Annotated in this window: 18 protein-coding genes; 10 read left to right on the forward strand and 8 right to left on the reverse strand. The window is 69.7% G+C overall.

The features are described 5' to 3' along the window. Positions 1-112 precede the first annotated feature (112 nt). The 3 genes from accB to aat all read left to right on the forward strand — a co-directional run bounded on the left by accB (position 113) and on the right by aat (position 2,785). Positions 113-583, forward strand: a complete 471-nt coding sequence (gene accB, locus ACLBX9_RS28130) for an acetyl-CoA carboxylase biotin carboxyl carrier protein (RefSeq protein WP_010683407.1) — start codon at positions 113-115, stop codon at positions 581-583. Positions 584-675: 92 nt separating this feature from the next. After that, positions 676-2,028 carry an acetyl-CoA carboxylase biotin carboxylase subunit gene (gene accC / locus ACLBX9_RS28135; RefSeq protein ID WP_447721202.1) on the forward strand — a complete coding sequence of 451 codons (1,353 nt, stop codon included), beginning with the start codon at positions 676-678 and terminating at the stop codon, positions 2,026-2,028. A 79-nt stretch (positions 2,029-2,107) separates the two neighbouring features. After that, on the forward strand, positions 2,108-2,785 hold the full coding sequence (gene aat / locus ACLBX9_RS28140; protein ID WP_010683409.1) for a leucyl/phenylalanyl-tRNA--protein transferase: 678 nt from the start codon (positions 2,108-2,110) through the stop codon (positions 2,783-2,785). A 258-nt stretch (positions 2,786-3,043) separates the two neighbouring features. Here the strand turns inward: aat and ACLBX9_RS28145 are convergent, their stop codons facing one another. Beyond that, positions 3,044-3,700, reverse strand: coding sequence for a DUF2155 domain-containing protein (locus tag ACLBX9_RS28145; RefSeq protein ID WP_447721203.1), 657 nt, complete (start codon positions 3,698-3,700; stop codon positions 3,044-3,046). Positions 3,701-3,828: 128 nt separating this feature from the next. Continuing rightward, positions 3,829-4,245: an NADH:ubiquinone oxidoreductase subunit NDUFA12 gene (locus ACLBX9_RS28150; RefSeq protein WP_010683411.1), complete on the reverse strand. Its 417-nt coding sequence runs from the start codon at positions 4,243-4,245 to the stop codon at positions 3,829-3,831. Between the two features lie 510 nt (positions 4,246-4,755). Between ACLBX9_RS28150 and ACLBX9_RS28155 the strand changes: the two genes are divergently transcribed. The 7 genes from ACLBX9_RS28155 (at position 4,756) to ACLBX9_RS28185 (ending at position 15,079) form a co-directional block, all read left to right on the forward strand. Continuing rightward, the gene (locus tag ACLBX9_RS28155) at positions 4,756-8,487 is read left to right on the forward strand and encodes a vitamin B12-dependent ribonucleotide reductase (RefSeq protein ID WP_447721204.1); all 3,732 of its coding nucleotides are present in this window, start codon (positions 4,756-4,758) and stop codon (positions 8,485-8,487) included. Between the two features lie 456 nt (positions 8,488-8,943). Then, on the forward strand, positions 8,944-9,732 hold the full coding sequence (locus tag ACLBX9_RS28160) for an SDR family NAD(P)-dependent oxidoreductase (RefSeq protein ID WP_447721205.1): 789 nt from the start codon (positions 8,944-8,946) through the stop codon (positions 9,730-9,732). A gap of 76 nt (positions 9,733-9,808) precedes the next feature. Beyond that, positions 9,809-10,294: a winged helix-turn-helix transcriptional regulator gene (locus ACLBX9_RS28165; protein WP_447721206.1), complete on the forward strand. Its 486-nt coding sequence runs from the start codon at positions 9,809-9,811 to the stop codon at positions 10,292-10,294. Between the two features lie 16 nt (positions 10,295-10,310). Beyond that, entirely contained in the window at positions 10,311-11,474 is a 1,164-nt protein-coding gene (locus ACLBX9_RS28170) for an HlyD family secretion protein (protein ID WP_447721207.1), read from the forward strand. After that, a complete protein-coding gene (locus tag ACLBX9_RS28175) occupies positions 11,471-13,042 on the forward strand; it encodes a DHA2 family efflux MFS transporter permease subunit (RefSeq protein WP_447721208.1) in 1,572 nt (523 codons plus the stop codon). The genes ACLBX9_RS28170 and ACLBX9_RS28175 overlap by 4 nt, the downstream gene beginning before the upstream one ends. Then, positions 13,032-13,613 carry a PaaI family thioesterase gene (locus ACLBX9_RS28180; protein ID WP_447721209.1) on the forward strand — a complete coding sequence of 194 codons (582 nt, stop codon included), beginning with the start codon at positions 13,032-13,034 and terminating at the stop codon, positions 13,611-13,613. Before ACLBX9_RS28175 ends, ACLBX9_RS28180 begins: the two co-directional genes overlap by 11 nt. A 158-nt stretch (positions 13,614-13,771) precedes the next feature. Further along, positions 13,772-15,079 (forward strand): MATE family efflux transporter, encoded by a 1,308-nt coding sequence (locus ACLBX9_RS28185; protein ID WP_447721210.1) that lies wholly within the window; start codon positions 13,772-13,774, stop codon positions 15,077-15,079. Between the two features lie 395 nt (positions 15,080-15,474). Here ACLBX9_RS28185 and ACLBX9_RS28190 read toward each other — a convergent pair whose 3' ends face one another. From ACLBX9_RS28190 to uraH (ACLBX9_RS28215), 6 genes are all read right to left on the reverse strand, one after another. After that, positions 15,475-15,867, reverse strand: a complete 393-nt coding sequence (locus ACLBX9_RS28190) for a TetR/AcrR family transcriptional regulator (RefSeq protein WP_447721211.1) — start codon at positions 15,865-15,867, stop codon at positions 15,475-15,477. A gap of 74 nt (positions 15,868-15,941) precedes the next feature. Beyond that, positions 15,942-19,046 (reverse strand): efflux RND transporter permease subunit, encoded by a 3,105-nt coding sequence (locus ACLBX9_RS28195; protein ID WP_447721212.1) that lies wholly within the window; start codon positions 19,044-19,046, stop codon positions 15,942-15,944. After that, complete coding sequence (locus tag ACLBX9_RS28200) at positions 19,043-20,128, reverse strand: efflux RND transporter periplasmic adaptor subunit (protein WP_447721213.1); 1,086 nt, start codon at positions 20,126-20,128, stop codon at positions 19,043-19,045. Before ACLBX9_RS28200 ends, ACLBX9_RS28195 begins: the two co-directional genes overlap by 4 nt. Before the next feature lie 812 nt (positions 20,129-20,940). Next, the gene (uraD, locus tag ACLBX9_RS28205) at positions 20,941-21,459 is read right to left on the reverse strand and encodes a 2-oxo-4-hydroxy-4-carboxy-5-ureidoimidazoline decarboxylase (protein WP_447721214.1); all 519 of its coding nucleotides are present in this window, start codon (positions 21,457-21,459) and stop codon (positions 20,941-20,943) included. A 5-nt stretch (positions 21,460-21,464) separates the two neighbouring features. After that, on the reverse strand, positions 21,465-21,818 hold the full coding sequence (gene uraH / locus ACLBX9_RS28210) for a hydroxyisourate hydrolase (protein WP_010683423.1): 354 nt from the start codon (positions 21,816-21,818) through the stop codon (positions 21,465-21,467). A gap of 35 nt (positions 21,819-21,853) precedes the next feature. Next, the gene (gene uraH, locus ACLBX9_RS28215; RefSeq protein ID WP_447721215.1) at positions 21,854-22,384 is read right to left on the reverse strand and encodes a hydroxyisourate hydrolase; all 531 of its coding nucleotides are present in this window, start codon (positions 22,382-22,384) and stop codon (positions 21,854-21,856) included. Between the last annotated feature and the right edge of the window lie 19 nt (positions 22,385-22,403).

A 22,403-nucleotide genomic window follows, 5' to 3' on the forward strand; every position in this document is an offset into this window, starting at 1 on the left:
CGCGGCCTTGTCGCGCCGGGCCGCCTTCGTCTAAGAGCCGCCAGCCGCAGGGCCGCGGTTTAGCGCCGACCCGGATGGTCGGGCCGATGCGCCGCGATACGAAGTAGGCCGGATGCCAAAGAACGACGCCATCGATCCCGAGCTCGTGCGCGAGCTTGCCAACCTCGTCACCGAGACCGGCCTGTCCGAGATCGAGGTCGAGAAGGGCGACCTGCGCATCCGCGTCGCGCGGCGGCTCGAGCCCGTGAGCGTCCAGGTGGCGGCGCCGGTGGCCGCGATGGCCGCGCCCGCGCCGGCGGCCCCCGCCGCTCCCTCCGCGCTCGCTCCCGCCGAACCGGTGCGGTCCCAGCCGGGAAGCGTCCCGTCGCCGATGGTCGGCACCGCCTATCTCCGGCCCTCGCCCGACGCCAAGACCTTCGTGGATATCGGTTCGAAGGTGGAGGTCGGCGAGAAGCTGCTGCTCATCGAGGCGATGAAGACCTTCAACGAGATCGTGGCGCCCCGCGCCGGCACCGTGACCGCCATCTTCGTGGAGGACGGCCAGCCGGTTGAGTTCGGCGAGGCTCTGCTCGTCATCAGCTAGAGCGCTTGAGCTCTGTCCTGGAAAACGCCGCCCAACGAGAGGATAGTGCATCCTGAGCGGTCCGGGATCGCCAGGACGCCCTAACGGATCCCATGTTCGACAAGATCCTGATCGCGAATCGCGGCGAGATCGCCCTGCGCATCCTGCGGGCGGCGAAGGAGCTCGGGATCGCCACCGTGGCGGTCCACTCCACCGCCGACGCGGACGCCATGCATGTGCGGCTCGCCGACGAGAGCGTCTGCATCGGCCCGCCCTCCGCCCGCGAGAGTTACCTCAACATCCCGTCGATCATCGCGGCCTGCGAGATCACCGGCGCGGATGCGGTCCATCCCGGCTACGGCTTCCTCTCGGAGAATGCCCGGTTCGCCGAGGTACTGGCCCATCACCAGATCGGCTTCATCGGTCCCAAGGCGCAGCACATCCGCACCATGGGCGACAAGATCGAGGCCAAGCGCACGGCGCTGAAGCTCGGCATCCCCTGCGTCCCCGGCTCCGAGGGCGGCGTCGAGGATGCCGACACCGCCAAGCGGGTGGCCGCCGAGATCGGCTACCCGGTGCTGGTCAAGGCCGCGGCGGGCGGCGGCGGGCGCGGCATGAAGGTGGCGCGCACCGAGGCCGACCTGGAGCAGGCCATCGGCATGGCCCGCTCCGAGGCCAAGGCCGCCTTCGGCGACGACGCGGTCTATCTCGAGAAGTACCTGGAGAAGCCCCGTCACATCGAGGTGCAGGTTCTCGGCGACGGGCGCGGCGGCGCGGTCCACCTCGCCGAGCGCGACTGCTCGCTCCAGCGCCGCCACCAGAAGGTCTGGGAGGAAGGCGGCTCGCCGGCGCTCAACGAATCGATGCGCGCCGAGATCGGCGGCATCTGTGCCAACGCCATGAAGGAACTCGGCTATCTCGGCGCCGGCACGGTCGAGTTCCTGTACGAGGACGGGCGGTTCTACTTCATCGAGATGAACACCCGCATCCAGGTCGAGCACCCAGTGACCGAGATGATCACCGGCATCGACCTCGTGATCGAGCAGATCCAGGTCGCCGCCGGCGGCTCGCTCTCGGTCAGCCAGTCCGACATCAAGGTCGAGGGCCACGCCATCGAGTGCCGGATCAACGCCGAGCACCCGGAGACCTTCCGTCCGTCGCCGGGCGAGATCACCCATTACCACACGCCGGGCGGGCTCGGCGTCCGCGTCGATTCGGCGGCGTTCCAGGGCTACCGGATCCCGCCGAACTACGATTCGCTGATCGGCAAGCTCATCGTCCACGGCCGCACCCGCAACGAGTGTCTGATGCGCCTGCGCCGGGCGCTCGACGAGTTCGTCATCGACGGGATCGACACGACGCTGCCGCTGTTCCGGACTCTGGTCCGCAATCCGGACGTGCAGAATGGCCTTTACGACATCCACTGGCTGGAGCATTTCCTGGATGCCGGCGGCATGAAGGCCTGACGGGTTCGGGTGGGTCTGCGGCGACCGGGCCGCCCCGCGGGATCTGGTCTTCGCGACGCCCGCGCGCGACACTGAGGCCATGCACGATCCCAGCCGCGTGGACATCACCCCCGAGATCCTGCTCAAGGCCTACGCGGCGGGCATCTTCCCGATGGCCGAGGATGCCGACGACCCGACCCTCTACTGGGTCGAGCCCAAGGCGCGCGGCGTGTTGCCCCTCGACGACTTCCGGGTCCCCCGTCGTCTCGCCCGGACGGTGCGCTCCGACCAGTTCGAGGTCCGCTCCGACACGGATTTCGATGGCGTGATCGACGGCTGCGCCGCCCCCCGCCGGGACAGCGAGCGCACCTGGATCAACGGGCGTATCCGCGAACTCTACGGCGCGCTCTACGATATCGGCCACGTCCACACGGTGGAGGTCTACGCGGGCGGGCGGCTCGTCGGCGGCCTGTACGGGGTCTCGCTGGGGGCGGCCTTCTTCGGCGAGAGCATGTTCCACGAGGTCCGCGACGCCTCCAAGGTCGCCCTGGTCCACCTGATGGGACGCCTGCGCGCGGGGCGCTACCGGCTCGCCGACACGCAGTTCGTGACCGAGCACCTCACGCAGTTCGGGGCCGAGGAGCTGCCGCGCCACGTCTACAAGCGGCGCCTCGCCGAGGCGCTCGACCAGGGCGCCGACTGGCACGTCTGGCCAAGCGACGGTTCGGTGCGGGGCGCGCGGGTGCTGGAGGCGCTGGGAAGCGGCGACGGGGCTTAGGCTTCGGCGGCGCGCCGCAGGCGGACGCGTGATACCGTTTCCGGTCGATCCGATCGGTTGCGCCGTCTTTGCGCGCGCAGCGAAGCACTCCAGCTGCGCCACGCTTGGTAGCGCGCGAATCCCTGGTTCGCTTCGCTGCGCTCGCGACGACCGAGTGGGCTGAAACGACCGGAGCGTTCGACCGGAAACGGCCGGTGGTGCCGCATCTCACCGGCGGAGGCGGCCGTCCCGATCGACCGGAGCCGAAATGGCCGCGCCCTAGCGGAACAGCGCGTCGAACAGGTTCTGCGGCTGCGGCGGAGGCGGCGGGGCCGGCGCCGGGCCCTCGTTCGACGGGAAGAACTTGCGCGAGGGCTTCTGCCGGGGCTGTACCGGCACACCGCGCGGCGCCTCCACGTCCAACTGACCGTTGGCGTTGAGCTGCTGGGCGGTCTTGGTCGCGTCCTTGCCGGGGCGCTTCGCCTTCTCGGGCTTGGCCGCCATGGCCGGGACGTCCTCCTGCTCCTTGGCCTCGGCGATCACGTCGCTGCCGCCCTTACAGTCGACCAGCCAGACGTCGTAGATCGGGTGCTCGATCGCGTGCAGGCCCGGGCTCGACGCGAACATCCAGCCGGTGAATATCCGGCGGTACTTGTTGTCGAGGGTCACCTCGTCGACCTCGAGGAACGCCGTGGTCTTGGCGCTCTCGGTGGGCGGGCGCGTGTAGCAGACCCGCGGGGTGAGCTGCAGGGCGCCGAACTGCACGGTCTCGTCCACCGCCACCTCGAACGACACGATCCGGCCGGTGATCTTGTCGAGGCCGGAGAAGACCGCGGTCGGGTTCTTGATCTTGTCGGCGGCGGCCGGGCTCGCGCAGAGGGCGAGCGCGAGGCTCGGGGCGAGCGCGCGGCGTGCGAGGGCGGTGATGCGGCTCAAGGCTCGGACCCCTAGACGAGGGTGGCCGGTCGCGCCGTCGGAAATGCGGCGGACGGTCTGGATTGGCCCGCCATGAACACCGGAACGGTGGCGGCAAAAGGGCGCCGGAGCCGCGAGAGCCGGTCTCTCTACTCGCCCGGCGTCCAGGACACGTAGTCGCCGGTCGCCGCCGGCCGCTGGCCCCAGGAGAGCTGCGAGCCCGCCGGCCGGTAGGCGTTGGCCGTGCCGGTCTGGTTCTCGACGTGCGGCTGCTGCCAGGGGTGGGCCTTGTAATCCTCCTCGCTCGGCGCGACGTCGACGTTGTGGCAGAGCCAGCCGCGCCAGCCCGGCGGCACCTTCGAGGCGTCGGCGTAGCCGTTGTAGACGACCCAGCGCCGCTCCGATCCCACCGACCGGTCGATCAGCGCGCCCTCCGCCTTGTAGTACTTGTTCCCGAGCTCGTCCTCGCCGACGAAGATGCCGCTGCGGGCGGTCTGCATCGCGAGGGAGACGGTCTGGCCGTTCCACCACGTGAAGACGCGCAGCAAAGTGTCCTTCAGCGCCATCGCCGGTCCCGGAATCGTGTCGCGCCGCGCGGGCGCTTCCGGGCGCCGTTATGGTGACCGTCCGCGCGCAAGTCCAGCCGCCTTGCGGTTGTGTCGCTATGCGGCAACGCCCGGGCACCGATGAAGCCGGAAAACCGGTCCGGCGAAAAACCGCGTCGCGCGGCGCTGTGAATTTAAAATTTTCCCGCCGCGATTCTGAAAAGCCGGAAGGACACTTATCCGAAGGCCGGAGGATATCCACAGGCTTTTGCGAGCCGGCACAACATCTAGCGGGGAACCGAGGCGCCGAACACCACTTGTTGACGTGAGAGCGGAGGCGGCGTTAATCTCCCGGCATCGGTCGCGCCCCGGAGTGGCGCGTTGGGCAGGGGCGACCGCTTCAATATTCGATCGCGTATCCGACACGCGCCCGGCCCCCGGCCGCGGCCGGGTCCGCATCCCATGATCGGGCAATGACCCCGTGTCGCACGGGGCCGGGACCGTCGCGTCCCGTTGGGAGAGGTGTGTTTCATGCGGTTCGAGCGTCGCTACACCACGGCCGGCCAGTCGCCCTACGCCGGCATCCCCTTCCGCAAGGCGTTGAGCGAGATCCGCAATCCCGACGGGTCGGTGGTGTTCCGTCTCGACGGCATCGATGTCCCGGAGAGCTGGAGCCAGGTGGCGAGCGACGTGCTCGCCCAGAAGTACTTCCGCAAGGCGGGCGTCCCGGCGCGGCTGCGCAAGGTCGAGGAGAACGCGGTCCCGTCGTTCCTGTGGCGCTCGGTTCCGGACGACGCGGCCCTGGCCGAGCTCCCCGAGGACGAGCGCTTCGTCTCCGAATCCTCCGCCACGCAGGTCTTCGACCGGCTTGCCGGCTGCTGGACCTACTGGGGCTGGAAGGGCGGCTACTTCTCCTCGGAGGAGGCGGCCTCGGCCTTCATGGACGAGCTGCGCTTCATGCTGGCCCGCCAGATGGTGGCGCCGAACTCGCCGCAATGGTTCAACACCGGCCTGCACTGGGCCTACGGCATCGATGGCCCGAGCCAGGGCCACTATTACTGCGACCCGCAGACCGGCGTGCTGACCAAGTCGGCCTCGGCCTACGAGCATCCGCAGCCGCATGCCTGCTTCATCCAGTCGGTCCAGGACGACCTCGTCAACGACGGCGGCATCATGGACCTGTGGGTGCGTGAGGCGCGCCTGTTCAAGTACGGCTCCGGCACCGGCTCCAACTTCTCGATGCTGCGCTCGGAGAACGAGAAGCTCGGCGGCGGCGGCAAGTCCTCGGGGCTGATGAGCTTCCTGAAGATCGGCGACCGGGCGGCCGGCGCGATCAAGTCGGGCGGCACCACGCGGCGCGCCGCCAAGATGGTGATCGTCGACATCGACCACCCGGATATCGAGGCCTTCATCGACTGGAAGGTGAAGGAGGAGCAGAAGGTCGCCGCCCTGGTGACCGGCTCGAAGGTCGTCTCCAAGCACCTGACCCTGGTGATGAAGGCCTGCACGCAGTGCGAGGCCGAGGGCGATGCCTGCTTCGATCCGGAGCGCAACCCGGCCCTCAAGCGCGAGATCAGGGCCGCCCGCCGCGCCTCCGTGCCGGATTCCTACATCAAGCGCGTGGTGCAGTTCGCCCGTCAGGGCTTCACCAAGATCGAGTTCCCCGTCTACGACACCGACTGGGATTCGGAGGCCTACCTCACGGTCGCCGGTCAGAACTCCAACAACTCGGTCTCGCTGACCGACGACTTCCTGCGCGCCGTCGAGGCGGATGCCGACTGGCAGCTGACCGCCCGCACCACCGGCAAGGTCACCAAGACCCTGAAGGCCCGCGACCTGTGGGAGCGGATCGGCGAGGCCGCCTGGGCCTCGGCGGATCCGGGCCTGCACTTCAACACCACGATGAACGACTGGCACACCTGCCCGGCGGGCGGGCGGATCCGGGCCTCGAACCCGTGCTCCGAGTACATGTTCCTCGACGACACCGCCTGCAACCTCGCCTCGGCGAACCTGCTGACGATGTACGACCGGGACACCAAGCGCTTCGACGTGGAGGCGTTCGAGCACCTCAACCGTCTCTGGACGGTGGTGCTCGAGATCTCCGTGATGATGGCGCAGTTCCCGTCGAAGGAGATCGCGGAGCTCTCCTACCGCTACCGGACGCTCGGCCTCGGCTACGCCAATATCGGCGGCCTGCTGATGACCATGGGTCTGCCCTACGATTCCGACGCGGGCCGGGCTCTGGCCGGCGCCCTCACGGCGATCATGACCGGTGTGGCCTACGCCACCTCGGCCGAGATGGCGGCGGAACTCGGCACCTTCCCGGCCTATGACGAGAACGCCGACGCGATGCTGCGGGTCATCCGCAACCATCGCCGGGCCGCTCATGGCGAGGCCGAGGGCTACGAGTTCCTGAACGTCGCGCCGGTCGCCCTCGACCACGCCAACATCCCGCAGGCCGATCTGGGCGACCACGCCCGGGCCGCCTGGGACCGGGCGCTCAAGCTCGGCGAGGAGCACGGCTACCGCAACGCCCAGGCCACCGTGATCGCGCCCACCGGCACGATCGGCCTCGTGATGGATTGCGACACCACCGGCATCGAGCCCGACTTCGCCCTGGTGAAGTTCAAGAAGCTCGCCGGCGGCGGCTACTTCAAGATCATCAACCAGGCCGCTCCGGACGCCCTCCGGGCGCTCGGTTACCGCGAATCCGAGATCGCCGAGATCGAGGCCTACGCGGTGGGCCACGGCTCGATGGGCCAGGCGCCGGCTATCAACCCGACGACGCTGCGCGCCAAGGGCTTTTCGGACGAGAAGATCGCGGCCGTCGAGAAGGGCCTGAAGTCGGCCTTCGACATCAAGTTCGTGTTCAACCGCTGGACGCTCGGCGACGACTTCCTGACCCAGACCCTCAAGGTCCCGGCCGAGAAGCTCGCGGACCCGACCTTCGAGCTGCTGCCCTTCCTCGGCTTCTCCAAGAAGGAGATCGAGGCCGCCAACACCCATATCTGCGGGGCGATGACGCTCGAGGGGGCGCCGGGCCTCAAGCTCGAGCATTACCCGGTCTTCGACTGCGCCAACCCGTGCGGCCGGATCGGCAAGCGCTACCTGTCGGTCGAGAGCCACATCCGCATGATGGCGGCGGCGCAGCCCTTCATCTCGGGGGCCATCTCCAAGACCATCAACATGCCGAACGACGCCACGGTCGAGGATTGCAAGGCCGCCTACCTGATGTCCTGGCGTCTCGCCCTCAAGGCGAATGCCCTCTACCGCGACGGCTCGAAGCTGTCGCAGCCGCTCAACGCCGCGCTGATCTCCGATGAGGAGGACGAGGCCGATGAGGGGATCGAGGCGCTGATCCAGGCGCCGGCCGCCGCCAAGGCCGCCGCCGCCGCGGAGAAGATCGTCGAGCGCGTGATCGAGCGCGTCGAGCGGATCCGCTCCCGGGAGAAGCTGCCGGCCCGCCGGAAGGGCTACACCCAGAAGGCGGTGGTGGGCGGCCACAAGGTCTACCTGCGCACCGGCGAGTACGACGACGGCCGCCTCGGCGAGATCTTCATCGACATGCACAAGGAGGGCGCGACCTTCCGGAGCCTGATGAACAACTTCGCCATCGCGATCTCGCTCGGCCTCCAATACGGCGTGCCGCTGGAGGAGTACGTGGAGGCTTTCACCTTCACGCGGTTCGAGCCGGCCGGCTTCGTGCAGGGTAACGACGCGATCAAGAACGCGACCTCGCTCCTCGACTACGTGTTCCGGGAGCTGGCGGTCTCGTATCTCGGCCGCGCCGACCTCGCCCATGTCAGCCCCGCCGAGATCGGCGGCACGGTGATCGGCGGCGGAGAGAGCGGCGACACGACCCGCGAGGGTCCGAAGCCGGCCCCGGCCTCCTCGATCGTGTCGCGCGGTCTGCTGCGCGGCTCGGCCGACCGGCTGACCCTGATCCAGGGCGGCCCGGCCGGCGCCAGCCTCGGCGTGGGCGCGGCGAGCGCAGGACAGTCGGCCCCGGCCGGCGGCACCGTCCACGCGATCCGCGGCAGCGCGGCGTTGAAGGCCGAGCCAGCGGCGGCCGGTCAGGCCGAGACGATCGCCGACACCCTCCCCTTCGCCAAAGCGGAGCGGAGCGTCGCCGACCGCCGCGCCGAGGCGAAGATGAAGGGCTACGTCGGCGAGGCCTGCCCGGAATGCGCCAACTTCACGCTGGTCCGTAACGGCACCTGCCTGAAGTGCGACACATGCGGGAGCACCACCGGCTGCTCGTGACACGCTCGGGAGCAAGCGGGACGGAGAGGTAGGATCAGCCTCTGTCGGAGGGGGTGGGAGCTTCGCCAGTGGAGCGTCGACCCGAAGCCCCCTCCCTTACCCCACCTTGCGCGAGGGCGACGCGAACCGGATTGCGTGCGCCCTCGCTCGTAGACAGCAGCGGCAGCGATCATGGACGTTGAGCGGGCCGGCCGGCCCGCTCAACGTCCTTCGAGGAACAAAGCACGAACATCTCGGCGTCCGGGCGGCGCCGCGATCCAGGCGGCGTCGTGCTTGGCGCGAGACGGGCAGCCCGAAGGCGGATCGTCCCATACGCCTCGGCGGCCTGCCCTCGGCCCACCTCCATGTGCGCAACCTCACCCGCCCGGACCACGGACGGCCTTGACCACTTTCATGACGGTCATCATGTTCATTTCACATGATGACCGTCATGTTAAGGAGATGGGACCCCCGACCATGAGCGACACCTCAACCGTCCTAATCACCGGCGCCTCCTCGGGCATCGGCGCCACCTATGCCGACCGCTTCGCCCGCCGCGGCCACGATCTCGTCCTCGTCGCCCGGGATGCCGCACGGCTCACGGTCCTGGCGGAGCGGCTGCGCGCCGAGACAGGTGTCGCGATCGACGTGCTACCCGCCGATCTCACGGCCGAGGCCGATCTCCTGCGGATCGAGGCACGGCTCCGGGAGGATGCGCGCATCGGCGTGCTGGTGAACAATGCCGGCGCGGCCGGGCACGGAAGCTTCCTCGATCAGGATCCGGCCGCGGCCGCCGCGCTGGTCGCCCTCAACGTCACCGCGCCGACGCGGCTCGCCAGCGCCGTCGCGCCGCGCTTCGCGCAGGCGGGGTCGGGCGTCATCGTGAATATCGGCTCGGTCGTCGGCCTCGCCCCCGAGTTCGGCATGGCCGTGTACGGGGCGACCAAGTCGTACATGCTGTTCCTGAGCCAGGGGCTCCAGCGCGAGCTGGGTCCGAAGGGCGTCTACGTCCAGGCCGTCCTTCCGGCGGCGACGCGCACCGAGATCTGGGAGCGGTCCGGCCGCGACGTGAACACGCTCCAAGGCGTGATGGAGGTCGGGGACCTCGTGGATGCGGCGCTCCAGGGCTTCGACCGCCGGGAGGACGTGACGATCCCGCCCCTGCCGGATGCCGGCCAATGGTCGGCCTTCGAAGCCGCGCGGATCGCGATGGTCCCGAACTTCGCGCAGTCCCACGCCGCGGAGCGTTACCGCGCCTCGGCGTGAGGCGTGACTGGGGGTGTGCGGGCCGGGTCGCGCCGAGTCACTTGCATCATGAAAGTTAGCCGGCGATCATGGCTTCATGCAGCGCACACCCTTCGACCAGATGCCCTGTCCCGTCGCCCGGTCCCTGGACCGGGTGGGCGAGTGGTGGAGCATCCTCATCCTGCGGGACGCCTTCTACGGACTGACCCGGTTCGACCAGTTCGAACAGAGTCTGGGGATCGCCCCGAACATGCTGACCCGCCGGCTCAAGGCGCTGTGCGAGGCCGGGCTCATGGAGCGGCGGCCCTATCAGGAGCGGCCGCCGCGGTACGAATACGTCCTCACCGACAAGGGGCGGGATTTCCGGCCGGTGCTCTGGACCCTGTTCGCCTGGGGCAACCGCCACCTCGCCCCCGAGGGGGAGAGCGTGATCCTGACCGATCCGGCCACCGGCCAGCCCGTCGATCCGGTCGTGGTGGACCGGCGGACGGGCCGTCCCCTGGAGGAGGGAGTCCGCGTCGCCGCGGGGCCGGCCGCCAGCGACAGGCTCCGGCGCCGCTTCGAGCGCCCCACCACGATCTGACGCCGGGAGGCATGGGATGGGCGAGGCCGCGACAATCGATGCGTTCGCGAAGGACGACGGCGAAGAGCGCCGCGCAACTTCGAAGCGGCGCCTGTCGCGCAAGCGCGCGGCGTTCAGCGGGATCGCTCTCCTGGCGCTCACCGGAGCCGGGCTCTACGGGCGCTTCTGGTGGGAGGACGGCCGGTTCATCGAGAGCACCGACGACGCCTATGTCGGCGGCGACGTCACGGTGATCGCCCCCCGCGTCGCGGGCGTCGTCTCCGAGGTCCTGGTGCGCGACAACCAGCGCGTCCGCGCCGGAGACGTCCTCATCCGCCTCGACGACCGGGATTACCGTGCCGCCCTGGCCAGGGCGGAGGCGGCGGTGGCGGGGCAGGACGCCACGCTCCTCAACCTCGCGGCCACGCGGCGCCTGCAGGAGGCGGTCATCGCGCAAAGCCGCGCCGACCTGACCGGTGTCGAGGCCGAGGCCGCCCGCACCCGCTTCGACGTCGACCGCTACCGTCAGCTCGCGGCGAAGAGCTACGCCTCGGAGCAGCGCTTCCAGCAGGCGGACGCCGACGACAAGAAGGCCGCCGCCGCGGTCGCCAGGGCCCGGGCCAGCCTGGATGCCGCCGAGCGGCGGATCGCCGTCATCGACACCCAGTGCCGGCAGGCGGAGGCCGCCCGGGCGCAGGCCGCGGCCGAGCGCGACATCGCCCGGCTCAACCTCGGCTACACGGAGATCCGCGCGCCTGCCGACGGCGTGGTGGGCAACCGCAGCGCCCGCACGGGCTCCTACGCCACGCCCGGCGCCGGGCTCGTCGCCCTCGTGCCGGCGGACGGCCTCTGGGTCGACGCAAACTTCAAGGAGAGCCAGCTCGCGCGGATGCGTCCGGGTCAGAGCGTCGGCATCGTGGCCGACATCCTGCCCGGCGAGATCTTCGCCGGACATGTCGAGAGCCTCGCCCCGGCGACCGGCGCGCAGTTCAGCGTGCTGCCCGCGGAGAACGCCACCGGCAACTTCACCAAGATCGTCCAGCGGGTGCCCGTCCGCATCCGCCTCGACGGCGATGGCGGACGACTCGGGCGCCTGCGCCCGGGCCTGTCGGTGACGGCCTCGGTCGATCGCCGGGGCGGCGCGCCGGAGGCTGACGCGCCCGCGCCCGGCGGGCTCGTCGTCGGGGCGCTGACCCGGTGAGCGCCGCCGGCCCCACGCCGCTGAGCGAGGCGCAGAAGGTCTTCGCCTTCGCGGTGATGTGCGTCGGCTTCTTCATCGCGCTCCTCGACATCCAGATCGTCTCGGCCTCCCTGAAGGAGATCGGTGGCGGGCTCTCGGCGAGCCCCGACGAGGTCGCCTGGGTGCAGACCAGCTACCTGATCGCCGAGATCATCGTGATCCCGCTGTCGGGCTTCCTCGCCCGGGTGATGTCGACCCGCTGGCTGTTCTGCGCCTCGGCCGCCGGCTTCACCGCCACCAGCCTGCTCTGCGGCTGGGCCTGGGACATCGAGAGCATGATCGTCTTCCGGGCGCTCCAGGGATTCCTCGGCGGCTCGATGATCCCGACCGTCTTCACCAAGGCCTTCGCGTTCTTCCCCGGCAGAAAGATCGTGTTGGCCGCCGCGACGATCGGGGCGCTCTCCTCCCTCGCCCCGACGCTGGGTCCGACGGTGGGCGGCTGGATCACCGACAACTATTCCTGGCACTGGCTGTTCTTCGTGAACCTCGTGCCGGGGGTCTTCGTCGCCGTCGTGGTGCCGCTGATGGTGCGGGTGGACGAGCCGGAGCCGGCCCTCGTCAAGACCGCCGACTGGCTCGGCATCGCCCTGATGGCGCTGTTCCTCGGCTGCCTCGAATACACCCTCGAGGAAGGACCGCGCTGGAACTGGACCGAGGATTCGACCATCCGCGCGACGGCCTGGATCTCGGGACTGGCCGGGACCGGCTTCCTGTGGCGCAGCCTCACCTACGCCCACCCGCTCGTCGACCTGACCGCCCTCCGGAGCCGCAACTTCGCCCTCGGCTGCCTGTTCTCCTTCGTCACCGGCATCGGCATCTTCGCCACGATCTACCTCACACCCCTGTTCCTCGGCCGGGTGCGCGGCTTCTCGGCCCTGCAGATCGGGCTCGCGGTGTTCTCCACCGGCGTGTTCCAGGTGATGGCGATCCCGGTCTACGCGATCCTCGCCCGGCACATCGACCTGCGCTGGCTGATGATGTTCGGACTCGGTTTGTTCGGCCTGAGCATGTGGTCGTTCACGCCGATCACCCATGAATGGGGCTGGCGCGAACTGCTCTGGCCGCAGGCGCTGCGGGGCTTCGCGCAGCAATTCGCCGTCGCTCCGACGGTCACGCTGACCCTGGGCGGTCTCGCCCCGGCCAAGCTGAAGCTCGCCTCCGGGCTGTTCAACCTGATGCGCAACCTCGGCGGCGCCATCGGCATCGCGGCCTGTGCGACGATCCTCAACGACCGCACGAACCTGCACTTCCTCCGGCTCGCCGAGCATCTCAACCCGGCGAACCCGGCGATGCGCGCGAGCCTGGGGAGCCTTGAGGCGCGGATGGCGGCCGGGCTCTCCGGCGACCCGGCCCACAACCACGCGGCCGCGCTCAAGCAGCTCTGGTCGCTCACCTACCGGGAGGCGCAGACCATGACCTACGCCGACGCCTTCGTGGTCATCGCTGGCTGCTTCGCCCTCGCCACCGCCCTCGTGCCGCTGATGCGCAAGGTCGGACCACCCAGAGGACCCGTCACCGATGCCCACTGAAACCGCCCGCGACCCTGCGCCGTCCCGCCGCCGCCTGGTGGAATGGTCCGACCCCGCCCTCGTGGCGAAGGCCGGCCAGGGCCTCGACGGCCTCGCCTTCCTGCGGGCGATGCTGGCGGGGGAGGTTCCACCTCCGCTGCTGATCGCTCTGCTCGGGATCGATCTCGTCTCGGCCGATCCGGGACGGGTCACGATGCGCATGGGGCCGGGCGAATATCTCTACAACCCGCTCGGCTCCGTCCACGGGGGTGCGCTCGCCTCGCTCCTCGACAGCGTGATGGGCTGCGCCGTTCATTCGACGCTGCCCCTCGGTCGCGGCTACACCACGCTGGAGATCAAGGTGAACTACCTGCGCGCGGTCACGGCCGCGTCCGGGCCGCTTTTGGCGGTGGGAGAGATCGTCCATGCCGGGCGCCGACAGGCGGTGGCGGAGGCGAGACTCACCGACGTGACGGGCCGCCTCTGTGCAACGGCGAGCACTACCTGCCTGCTCCTCGACGCGCCGAGCCGGGGCGACACTCCGCCCCCGGCCATGGATCCGGTCCTGGCAGAGCGGACCCGAAACTCATGACCGGATGTCGGCAGAGCCCATCGACGGGATCCGTGATCGCTTCCGGTCCGTCTGGTCCAGGCAGCGGGAGGCCCTTCGAGCGGGACACGCGGACGGAACGCCTGCTTCGAGGACCGGTCCTAGGGACGTTGCTGTGGCTTGCCGGCCCCAACGTCCTGATGACCACGGCCCAGGCCTCGACCGGCCTGATCGAGACCTACTTCATCGCCCGTCTAGGCACCGATGCCCTGGCAGGCATGGCCCTCGTCTTCCCAATGCTGATGCTGGTCCAAATGATCTCCGCCGGCGCGGTCGGCGGCGGCATGCTGTCGGCTGTCTCGCGGGCGCTGGGCGGCGGACGGTTGGCGGAGGCGAACGGCCTGGTCTGGCACGCGGTGGCGATCACGCTCGGCCTCGGGGTGCTCACGACCGGTGCGGCGCTCCTGGCCGGCCCGCACCTCTATGCCGCCATGGGCGGGCGCGGAGCCTCACTCACGGCCGCGCTTGCCTATTCGGACGTGGTCTTCGCCGGCGCCGTGCTGCTCTGGCTGTTCAACGCGCTCGCCGCCGTCATCCGCGGCACCGGCAACATGCTGCTGCCGGCCGCAGTGATGTGTGCAGGCACGGTCGCCCTCATCCCGCTCTCGCCCGCGCTGATCTTCGGCCTGGGACCGCTGCCGCATCTTGGGGTCGTCGGCGGAGCGGTCGCGGTGCTCGCCTACTACGCGGCCGGGATCGTCGTCTTCACCGCTTACCTGTGGTCGGGCCGCAGCGTCCTGCATCCGCCTGTCCGGCCGCCAGCCCTGTCGCGGGCGGCGCTGGCGTCGATCCTGCGGATCGGTGCCCTCTCCGCCGTCGTCAGCGCCACAACGAACGTGACCATTGCCACGGCGACCGGGCTCGTCGGCGTGGCCGGACCCGCGGCGGTCGCGGGGTACGGCACCGGCGCGCGGCTCGAATACCTCCTCGTGCCCATGGTGTTCGGCCTCGGGGCGCCGCTGGCCGCGATGGTCGGGACCGCGGTGGGGGCAGGCGACACGGCCCGCGCCCGGCAGGTGGCCTGGACGGGGGCGGTGATCGCCGGTCTCCTCGCCGAAGGCATCGGGGTCGGCGCCGCGCTCCGCCCTGAAGTCTGGCTGCGCCTGTTCGGCGCGGATAACTCCATGCTGGTTGTTGGCGCGCAGTATCTCCGCCTCGTCGGACCTGCCTATGGTCTCTTCGGAGTCGGGCTCGCTCTGTACTTCGCCGCTCAGGGCGCGGGGCAGGTTGGCTGGCCGCTGGCGGCGGGCCTGCTCCGGGTCACCGTCGCGCTCGCTGGCGGCGTGCTCGCCCTGCACCTTGGCTACGGTCTGGCTGGCCTGTTCCTCGCCCTCGGCGCCGGCCTCGCCGCCCTCGCCCTCGTCAATGCAGGCGCACTTGCAGCGGGGGCGTGGCTGGGACGCCCCGGGAATGCGACCGCTCTGCCCCAGGCACGGCTTCGGGCGTGACTGGCCGCCAGGGATGGCGGTGCGGCACGTGGCGACGAGGTGCAGACACCGCGGGATCGATCGTCTGGACCAGCCGAGAGCGCGGCGGGAACAGCGTTGCGCTATTGGCTTGGCGAGACCGCGAGACATTGCGAACCCCGGTCACTCGCGCGTGCCGCGTGGACGATGATCAACGAACGCTATCAGCGTCGTTCACCCGTCCGTAACAGGCTCACCGCACGCAGTGGGACACGGTCCGCCTCGACCTCAACTTGTCGTCGACGCGGTCGCCGCTTCAAGCAACTCCTTCGCCAAAGCCTCGTCATTGACGGCGCGCGCCAGGACCACGGCACCCACGAGCGTCGAGAGGGCGGCCAGAGACTGCTGGCGCCGCCGCCCCTTGGACAGCCGCGGGGTCACCCGGCGAGAAGAGCGGCGAGGCCCTCGACGCCCCGCGTGAAGCGGACGCGCATCTGGCTGTCGGGCGGCTCCCGCGCCACGTCGTTGGCCAGCGCAGCGAGCGGGCATCCCTTTCCAGGATCCTGGACATGGGCTGTCGATAGATAGTTCGCGATGAGGGCGTCGCCGATTTCCCGGCGCTCCTCTGCCAGTGCCGAATCGAACGCCTCGACCGCCAGAGCGTCCTTGTTGGCAAACTGGTCGTAGAAGCCGCCGTGGGTCAGCCCGGCGGACGCCATGATGTCGGCGAGGCCGACCCCGTGCAGACCGCGTTCGCGGAACAGGGCCGCCGCCATAGCGACGACCCTTTGCCGGTTCTGTCTGGCCTGTTCCTGCGAGACGCGGGGCATGGTCCGATCCTGCGATGAGACCTCTTATATAAATGCATGGCGTCATTTAAGAAGGCGCCGCCGGGAACGCTCCGTCAGTTAGCGAGGCCGGGCGGCGCTCCCGCAGCGGCGGCGACCGCCCCTGGGCACGCCGCGCGCTCGACCCGGAACCAGAGGGCGTAGAGCGCGGGCAGGAACAGCAGGGTCAGCAGGGTCCCGACCCCGACACCGCCGATCAGCACGTAGGCCAGCGCACCCCAGAACACCGAGTGGGTGAGCGGGATGAAGGCCAGCATGGCGGCCGCGGCGGTCAGGATCACCGGACGGGCCCGGCGCACCGTCGACTCGACGATGGCGTCGTAATCCGACAGCCCCGCTGCGCGGTCGTGATGGATCTGGTCCACCAGGATGAGCGTGTTGCGCATCAGGATGCCCGAGAGCGCGATCAGGCCGAGGATCGCGTTGAAGCCGAAGGGCTGGTGAAAGACGAGCAGCGTCGGGACGGCACCGACGAGCCCCAGCGGCGCGGTCGCGAACACCATGAACATGGTGGTGAACGATCGCACCTGCAGCATGATCACCGTGAGCGTCACGATCAGCATGAGCGGGAAGACGGACACGAGCGCATTCATCGCCTTGGCGCTCTCTTCCACCGCTCCGGCCGTGTCGATGCGGTAGCCCGGCGGCAGCGTCGCCTTGATCGGGTCGAGCAGGGGATGGATCCGCGCGTGGACGTCCGGGGGCTGTCGGCCGTCAAGCACGTCACCCTGAACGCGGATGTATGTCTCGCGGTTGTAGCGCTTGAGCACCGCGTCCTCGGTGCGGCTCTCCAGGCGGGCGACCTGCGAGAGCGGGACTTGGCGCCCGTCATGCGTGGTCAGGGTGAGGTCGCCGATGTCGCCCAGCGATCGCCGCTCGGGGCCGGGGCTACGCAACAGCACGTCGACGGTGCGCAGGTTCTCACGGACCTGCGTCGCCGGCGTACCGTTGAGGTAGCTCTGCAGCTGCTGGCCGGCCTCCTTGGGCGTCAGGCCGATGAGGCGCAGGCGTTCCTGGTCGAGGGCGAGATGCAGGGTTGGCGTCCTGTCGCCCCAGTCGAGGTGGACGAGCCGCATATCGGGGTTGGCCGTCATCACGTCGCGGACCTGCTCTGCGATGGCGTGGATCACCGCGGGGTCCGGCCCGACCACCCGGAAGGCGACGGGAAAGCGGATCGGCGGCCCGAACACGATCTGCAGCACGCGGACCCGCGCCTCGGGGAAGTGCCCGTCACTGACGAGCTTGCGAAGCTTGATGCGGAGCGCGTCGCGCGCGGCCGCATCGGGAGTCTGGACCACGATCTGCGCGAAGGCGGGGTCCGGCAGTTCCGGATCGAAGGAGAGCACGAAGCGCGGCATGCCCTGACCGATGTAGCTCGTGATCGCGCGCGCTTCCGGTAGTTGCCGGACGGCCGCTTCGACCTTCCGGACGCTCGCCTCGGTGCTGGCGAACGCGGATCCGGTGGGCAGGGTCACCTCGACGATGAGTTCGGGGCGCTCGGAGTTCGGGAAGAACTGCTTCTCGACCTTGCCCATGCCGACCACCGCCGAGGCGAACAGGGCCACGGTGATGCCGGCCGCCAGCCACTTGTGGTCGACGGAGGCCCGGACCACGCGGCGCAGGCGCCGGTAGTTCGGCGTGGCGTAGATCGCCTCGTGCCCGCCCTCCACCTTCTTGATGTCGGGCAAAAGCTTCACGCCGAGATAGGGCGTGAAGGTCACGGCCACGATCCACGAGATGATCAGCGCGAAGCCGACCACCCAGAAGATGTTGCCGGCATACTCCCCCGCCGTGGAGGCGGCGAACCCCACGGGCAGGAAGCCCGCGATGGTGACGAGGGTGCCGGTGAGCATCGGCGCCGCGGTGGCGCTCCAGGCATGGGTGGCCGCCGCGATGCGGTCGGCACCTTCCTCCATGCGCACCACCATCATCTCGATGGCGATGATGGCGTCGTCGACGAGCAGGCCCAGCGCGATGATGAGGGCGCCCAGCGTGATGCGGTCGAAGTCGCGGCCGGTGACCATCATGACCACGAACACGGCCGCGAGGGTGATCGGGACAGCGAGCGCCACGACGATGCCGACCCGGAAGCCGAGGGCCACGAGGCTGACGACGATGACCACCGAGAGGGCGGTGAAGAACTTCACCATGAACTCATGGATGGCGTCGTCGATGACCTTCGCTTGATCGGTGATCTTGGTGAAGGTGATGCCCGCCGGGAGTTCGTGGTGGATCGCCACCTCCTCGGCGTTCAGCACCTCGCCGAGGGCCAGCCCGTTGAATCCCGGCTTCATCACCAGTCCGAGCATCAGGGCCGGCTCGCCGTCGTTGCGGATCGCGAAGACCTTCGGATCCTCGTAGCCGCGCTTCACCTCGGCGATGTCGCCGAGCTTGAGACTGCGGTCACCTGCCGCCACCGGCAGGTTGCGGATCGCGTCGAGGCCGTCGATGGCGCCGTCCAGCCGCAGATAGACCCGCGGGCCATCGGCCTCGACGAAGCCGGCCGGCGTCACGTCGTTCTGGTTGGCCAGCGCCGCCAGCAACTGCTGGCCGGTGATGCCGAGCGTCGCGAGGCGCTGGTAGGAAACCTCGACGAAGATCTTCTGGGCCTGCTCGCCGAGGATGTTGATCTTCTCGACGCCGGGCACGCGCAGCAGCCGCTGGCGCAGATCCTCTGCGCGCAGCACGAGGTGCCGATGCGGCAGGCCCTGCGCCTGCAGGGCGTAGAGGGCGAAGTAGACGTCCGAGAACTCGTCGTTGAACAGCGGGCCGAGCACGCCGCGCGGCAGGCTCGACGCCTGATCGGAGAGCTTCTTGCGGGCCTGGTAGAACTGCTCCTGCAGCTTGGCCGGCGGCATGCTGTCCCTGAAATAGACCTTCATCAGCATGATTCCGGGCCGGACCGTGGTCTCGACCCGATCGTAGTAGACGAGCTCCTGCAGCCGCTTCTCCAGCGGGTCGGCGACCTGCCGCTGGATCTCCGAGGTGGTCGCGCCGGGCCACGCCGCGGAGACCGCCATCGTCTTGACCGTGAAGGCCGGATCCTCGGCGCGGCCGAGCTTCTGGAAGGCGAAGACGCCGGCGGCGGTCACCGCGATAATCAGGAAGAGCGTGACGGCACGCTCCCGGACCGCGAGGGCGGAGAGATTGAGGCCGCTCATCGGACGAGTCCCGTCAGGCTCGCGGGGGCCTGCCGCACCGTCTGGCCGGCCTGGAGGAGGTGCGCGCCGAGCGACACGATCCGGTCGCCGGGGATCAGGCCGGCGACGACCTCGGCACCCTCTTCGGAGATGCGCCCCAGGGTGACCGGCCGGGGGCTGACGGTCTTCGTTTCGGCGTCGTAGGTCCAGACCGCCGGGCCGTGACCGACGTCGAAGAGGGCCCCGAGCGGCACGTCGACCGACGCCGTGCGCCCGGTCTCCGCCGGCTTGAGCCGGAGCGTCACGGTCGCTCCGAGCGGCGCATCCTCGCCCCCGCCCGACAGGATGTAGCGCGCCCGGTACGTGCGCGTGGCCGGGTCGGCGGTGGCGGACAACTCGCGCAGCCGGGCCGGATAGGTGGCCTCGCCCTCGGCATAGAGCGTCGCCGACGCAGCACCCTGGGCCAGTCGCCGGCTCGCCTCGGGCAGGAACACCTCGGCCTCGCGGGCGCCGTCCCGTGCCAGCTTGACGACGGTCTGCCCGGCGGCGACCACCTGTCCCGGTTCGGTCGGCACCTCCATCACGACGCCGTCGGAATCGGCCTGCAGTTCCGAATAGCCCGCCTGATTGGCGACCTGGCTCGCCTGGGCCTCGGCATTGGCGAACTGCGCGATGGCGGCGTCCGCCGCGGCCTTGTTCTGGTCGTAGGTCTGCTTGGAGGTCCAGCCGTCGCCGACGAGCTTGCGGCTGCGTTCTTCGTCGGCGCGGGCCTTGATCATCTGCGCCCGGGCCGCTTCGACGGAGGCCCGCGCCGCGTTCAGTGCCAGGGTGAAGTCCGTCCGGTCGAGTCGCATCAGCGGCTGACCGAGGCGCACATGGTCGCCCGGATCGACCAAGCGCTCGAAGATCTTGCCGCCGACCCGGAAGCCGAGATTGCTCTCCGTGCGGGCGCGGATGACGCCGGTGTAGCGCGCGAGGCCAGCTGTAGCCGGGGCGACCGCGACCGTCTGAACCAGCGGCGGCTCCGAGGGCACGGCGGTCTCGGCCGGCGAGCATGCCGCGAGCGCCAGTGCAGGAAGCCCGAGCAGCCATCTCGCGTCCATAGCGCGCCTCCGTGGTCAGCGCTTAAAAATGATGAACATCATCTATATGGTCGAGCGTGCTCGGTCAACGAACGGTTCTTCCGGCTGTGCGGCGTCGCACGCGCGGTTCCACTTCTGGAGCGCCGTCGCGGCGCGTCCTTGCCCTTCACGGGTCGGCGGGTGGTCATGAGCCGGGCCGGTCCGGCGGCGCGTTCATGAGCGCGTCGGGACTACAAGCCGGCGAGGATCGACCGTTGGTGCCTACGGCGCCGTTGCGACCGCGATGATCGCCGGCGGGGCTCGGATGGACCCGCGTCCATCGAGGGTGTGCGCCGGATCGAAGGCGTGAATTGGACGTGGTCGCGGTGAACCGCCCCAGCCGCGAGCGTCAGCCGTCCCCATCCCGGAAGGGCCGCGCTCGGGTCTCCCGGCTGGCAGCGTCGAGCCCTGCCGCCGGCAGATCCGCTCGACCTGCGGGGCGTGGCCGACACCAAGTCCCGATCCGTTCGCAGCTATCTGGCAGACAGAGATCGCCGGTGTGGCCCGGCGCGACGCCCATTTCGGCCTGGACGATGCCGACGCGTCCGCTGCGACGTGGTCGGGCGCGCTCAGGTCCGTCAGCCGCCTGTAGCCGTGCTGGTCTTCCGATCACAGTAACGAACAGATCGCTCCGCGGATGCGACGAGGCCGGCGGTGAGCTTGGCCTCGCCGTGTCTGCCCTCGGGCAATCTGCGCCCTGTCGAGATACACGGACCGAAGGCGCGACGCGTACGACGCGCCGGCGCCTTGCGCGGACGCCAGTTCTGGATTGCCGGCTCGCCCGTGCCCTCCCCTCAGCCCGCGGGATCGCGGACCAGCCGGTCGAGCCGCATCCGCGTGATCGCGGCGATCTCGTCGAGGGCAGTCGCCTCTTCCTCAGCCCGCGCGCGCCCGAGGCGTTGCTCGAACAGCACCCGGATGTCCCGCAGGTCGCGGCCGCGCACGGCGACGATGAACGGGAAACCGAAACGCTGCCGGTAGGCGGCGTTCAGGCGGTCGAAGGCGTCGGCATCCGCGTCCGAGAGCCGGTCGAGCCCGGCGCTTCCCTGTTCCTGCGCGGAATCGGCCGTCATCGCCCGTGCCCGCGCCTCCGGACCGGCGAGTTCCGGATGGCCGTTGAGGAAGGTCAGGCGCTTATTCGCCGATGCGTCGCGCACGGCCGCCATCATGGCCCCGTGCAGCTCCGATACGGTCGCGAAGGGCCGCTTGTCGTAGGCCGCCCGCGCGACCCAGGCCGCATGCTCGAACACGCCGCCCAGGCGATCGACGAAGGCGTCGCGGTCGAGGTCGTTGATGCCGGCAAGCTCGATCATCGTGCTCAGCTTCCGCGGTAGGTGGTGAAGCTCGACGGCGCGCACAGCATCGGCACGTGGTAGTGCTGCTTGGCGTCGAAGACGGCGAAGCGCACGACCGGGTTGTCGATGAAGATGTCGGCTTCCGACGTGCCGGGCCGGGACTGGAAATACTGGTCGACGTGGAATTCTAGCTGGTACTGACCGGTCTCGGCCTTATCGGCCGGGAGGAGCGGCCCGTCGGTGCGGCCGTCGGCGTTGGTGACGACGCTCTTGATGAGCCGCCACTGGCCGTTGTCCAGGACGGAGAAGTCGATGCGCACCCCTGCGGCGGGGCGGCCGCGATCGGTGTCGAGCACGTGGGTGGTGATGCCGGCCATTGCGGATCTCCTGATGGTGTTGCGGGACCGGCGACCTAGCTGCCGCGGTAGTACGAGTAGCCCCAGGGCGTGAACAGCACCGGCAGATGATAGCGCTGGCCAGCGTCGCGGATCCGGAAGCGGATCGGCACGAGGCCGAGAAAATTCGGGCTGGGCAGCTTCACGCCGAACTTCGCGAAGTATTCCTCGACGTGCATCACCAGCTCGTAGCGGCCGGCCTTGAAGGCGTCATCGACCAGGAGTGGGTCGGTGGTCCGCCCGCTCGGCGCGGTGGTGACGGTTTTGAGAACTTTGTATCCCTCGCCGTCGTGCATCGCGAGGTCGCAGACCATGCCGGCACCGGGCGTGCCGTGGAAGTTGTCGATGGCGTGCATGGTCAGGCGCGGTGACAACCCGGCCTGCGAGACGGGCGCGGTGTTCAGCGTGCCGGGCTTTGCCGGATCGGCGGCCGGGGCCGGCGTGCCCTGAGCCTGTGCGGCGCCCGTCGAGGCCGCGGCCGCGACGCTGAGCCCGGTCGCGACGAGGCTGCGCCGCGTCAGGACGTATTTGTCCAAGGTGTGGTCCAAAGCGCGTTCCTCCTGTCGA

The organism is Methylobacterium sp. A49B, assembly GCF_053346215.1.

Bases quoted from the DNA above. Each gene is read 5' to 3' on its own strand.
- uraH (WP_010683423.1), bottom strand. From the start codon at position 21,818: ATGGCCGGCATCACCACCCACGTGCTCGACACCGATCGCGGCCGCCCC.
- ACLBX9_RS28200 (WP_447721213.1), bottom strand. From the start codon at position 20,128: ATGGACGCGAGATGGCTGCTCGGGCTTCCTGCACTGGCGCTCGCGGCA.
- aat (WP_010683409.1), top strand. From the start codon at position 2,108: ATGCACGATCCCAGCCGCGTGGACATCACCCCCGAGATCCTGCTCAAG.
- ACLBX9_RS28180 (WP_447721209.1), top strand. From the start codon at position 13,032: ATGCCCACTGAAACCGCCCGCGACCCTGCGCCGTCCCGCCGCCGCCTG.
- ACLBX9_RS28170 (WP_447721207.1), top strand. From the start codon at position 10,311: ATGGGCGAGGCCGCGACAATCGATGCGTTCGCGAAGGACGACGGCGAA.
- ACLBX9_RS28190 (WP_447721211.1), bottom strand. From the start codon at position 15,867: ATGCCCCGCGTCTCGCAGGAACAGGCCAGACAGAACCGGCAAAGGGTC.
- ACLBX9_RS28195 (WP_447721212.1), bottom strand. From the start codon at position 19,046: ATGAGCGGCCTCAATCTCTCCGCCCTCGCGGTCCGGGAGCGTGCCGTC.
- accC (WP_447721202.1), top strand. From the start codon at position 676: ATGTTCGACAAGATCCTGATCGCGAATCGCGGCGAGATCGCCCTGCGC.
- ACLBX9_RS28185 (WP_447721210.1), top strand. From the start codon at position 13,772: ATGACCACGGCCCAGGCCTCGACCGGCCTGATCGAGACCTACTTCATC.
- ACLBX9_RS28165 (WP_447721206.1), top strand. From the start codon at position 9,809: ATGCAGCGCACACCCTTCGACCAGATGCCCTGTCCCGTCGCCCGGTCC.
- ACLBX9_RS28160 (WP_447721205.1), top strand. From the start codon at position 8,944: ATGAGCGACACCTCAACCGTCCTAATCACCGGCGCCTCCTCGGGCATC.
- accB (WP_010683407.1), top strand. From the start codon at position 113: ATGCCAAAGAACGACGCCATCGATCCCGAGCTCGTGCGCGAGCTTGCC.
- ACLBX9_RS28150 (WP_010683411.1), bottom strand. From the start codon at position 4,245: ATGGCGCTGAAGGACACTTTGCTGCGCGTCTTCACGTGGTGGAACGGC.
- uraD (WP_447721214.1), bottom strand. From the start codon at position 21,459: ATGATCGAGCTTGCCGGCATCAACGACCTCGACCGCGACGCCTTCGTC.
- ACLBX9_RS28155 (WP_447721204.1), top strand. From the start codon at position 4,756: ATGCGGTTCGAGCGTCGCTACACCACGGCCGGCCAGTCGCCCTACGCC.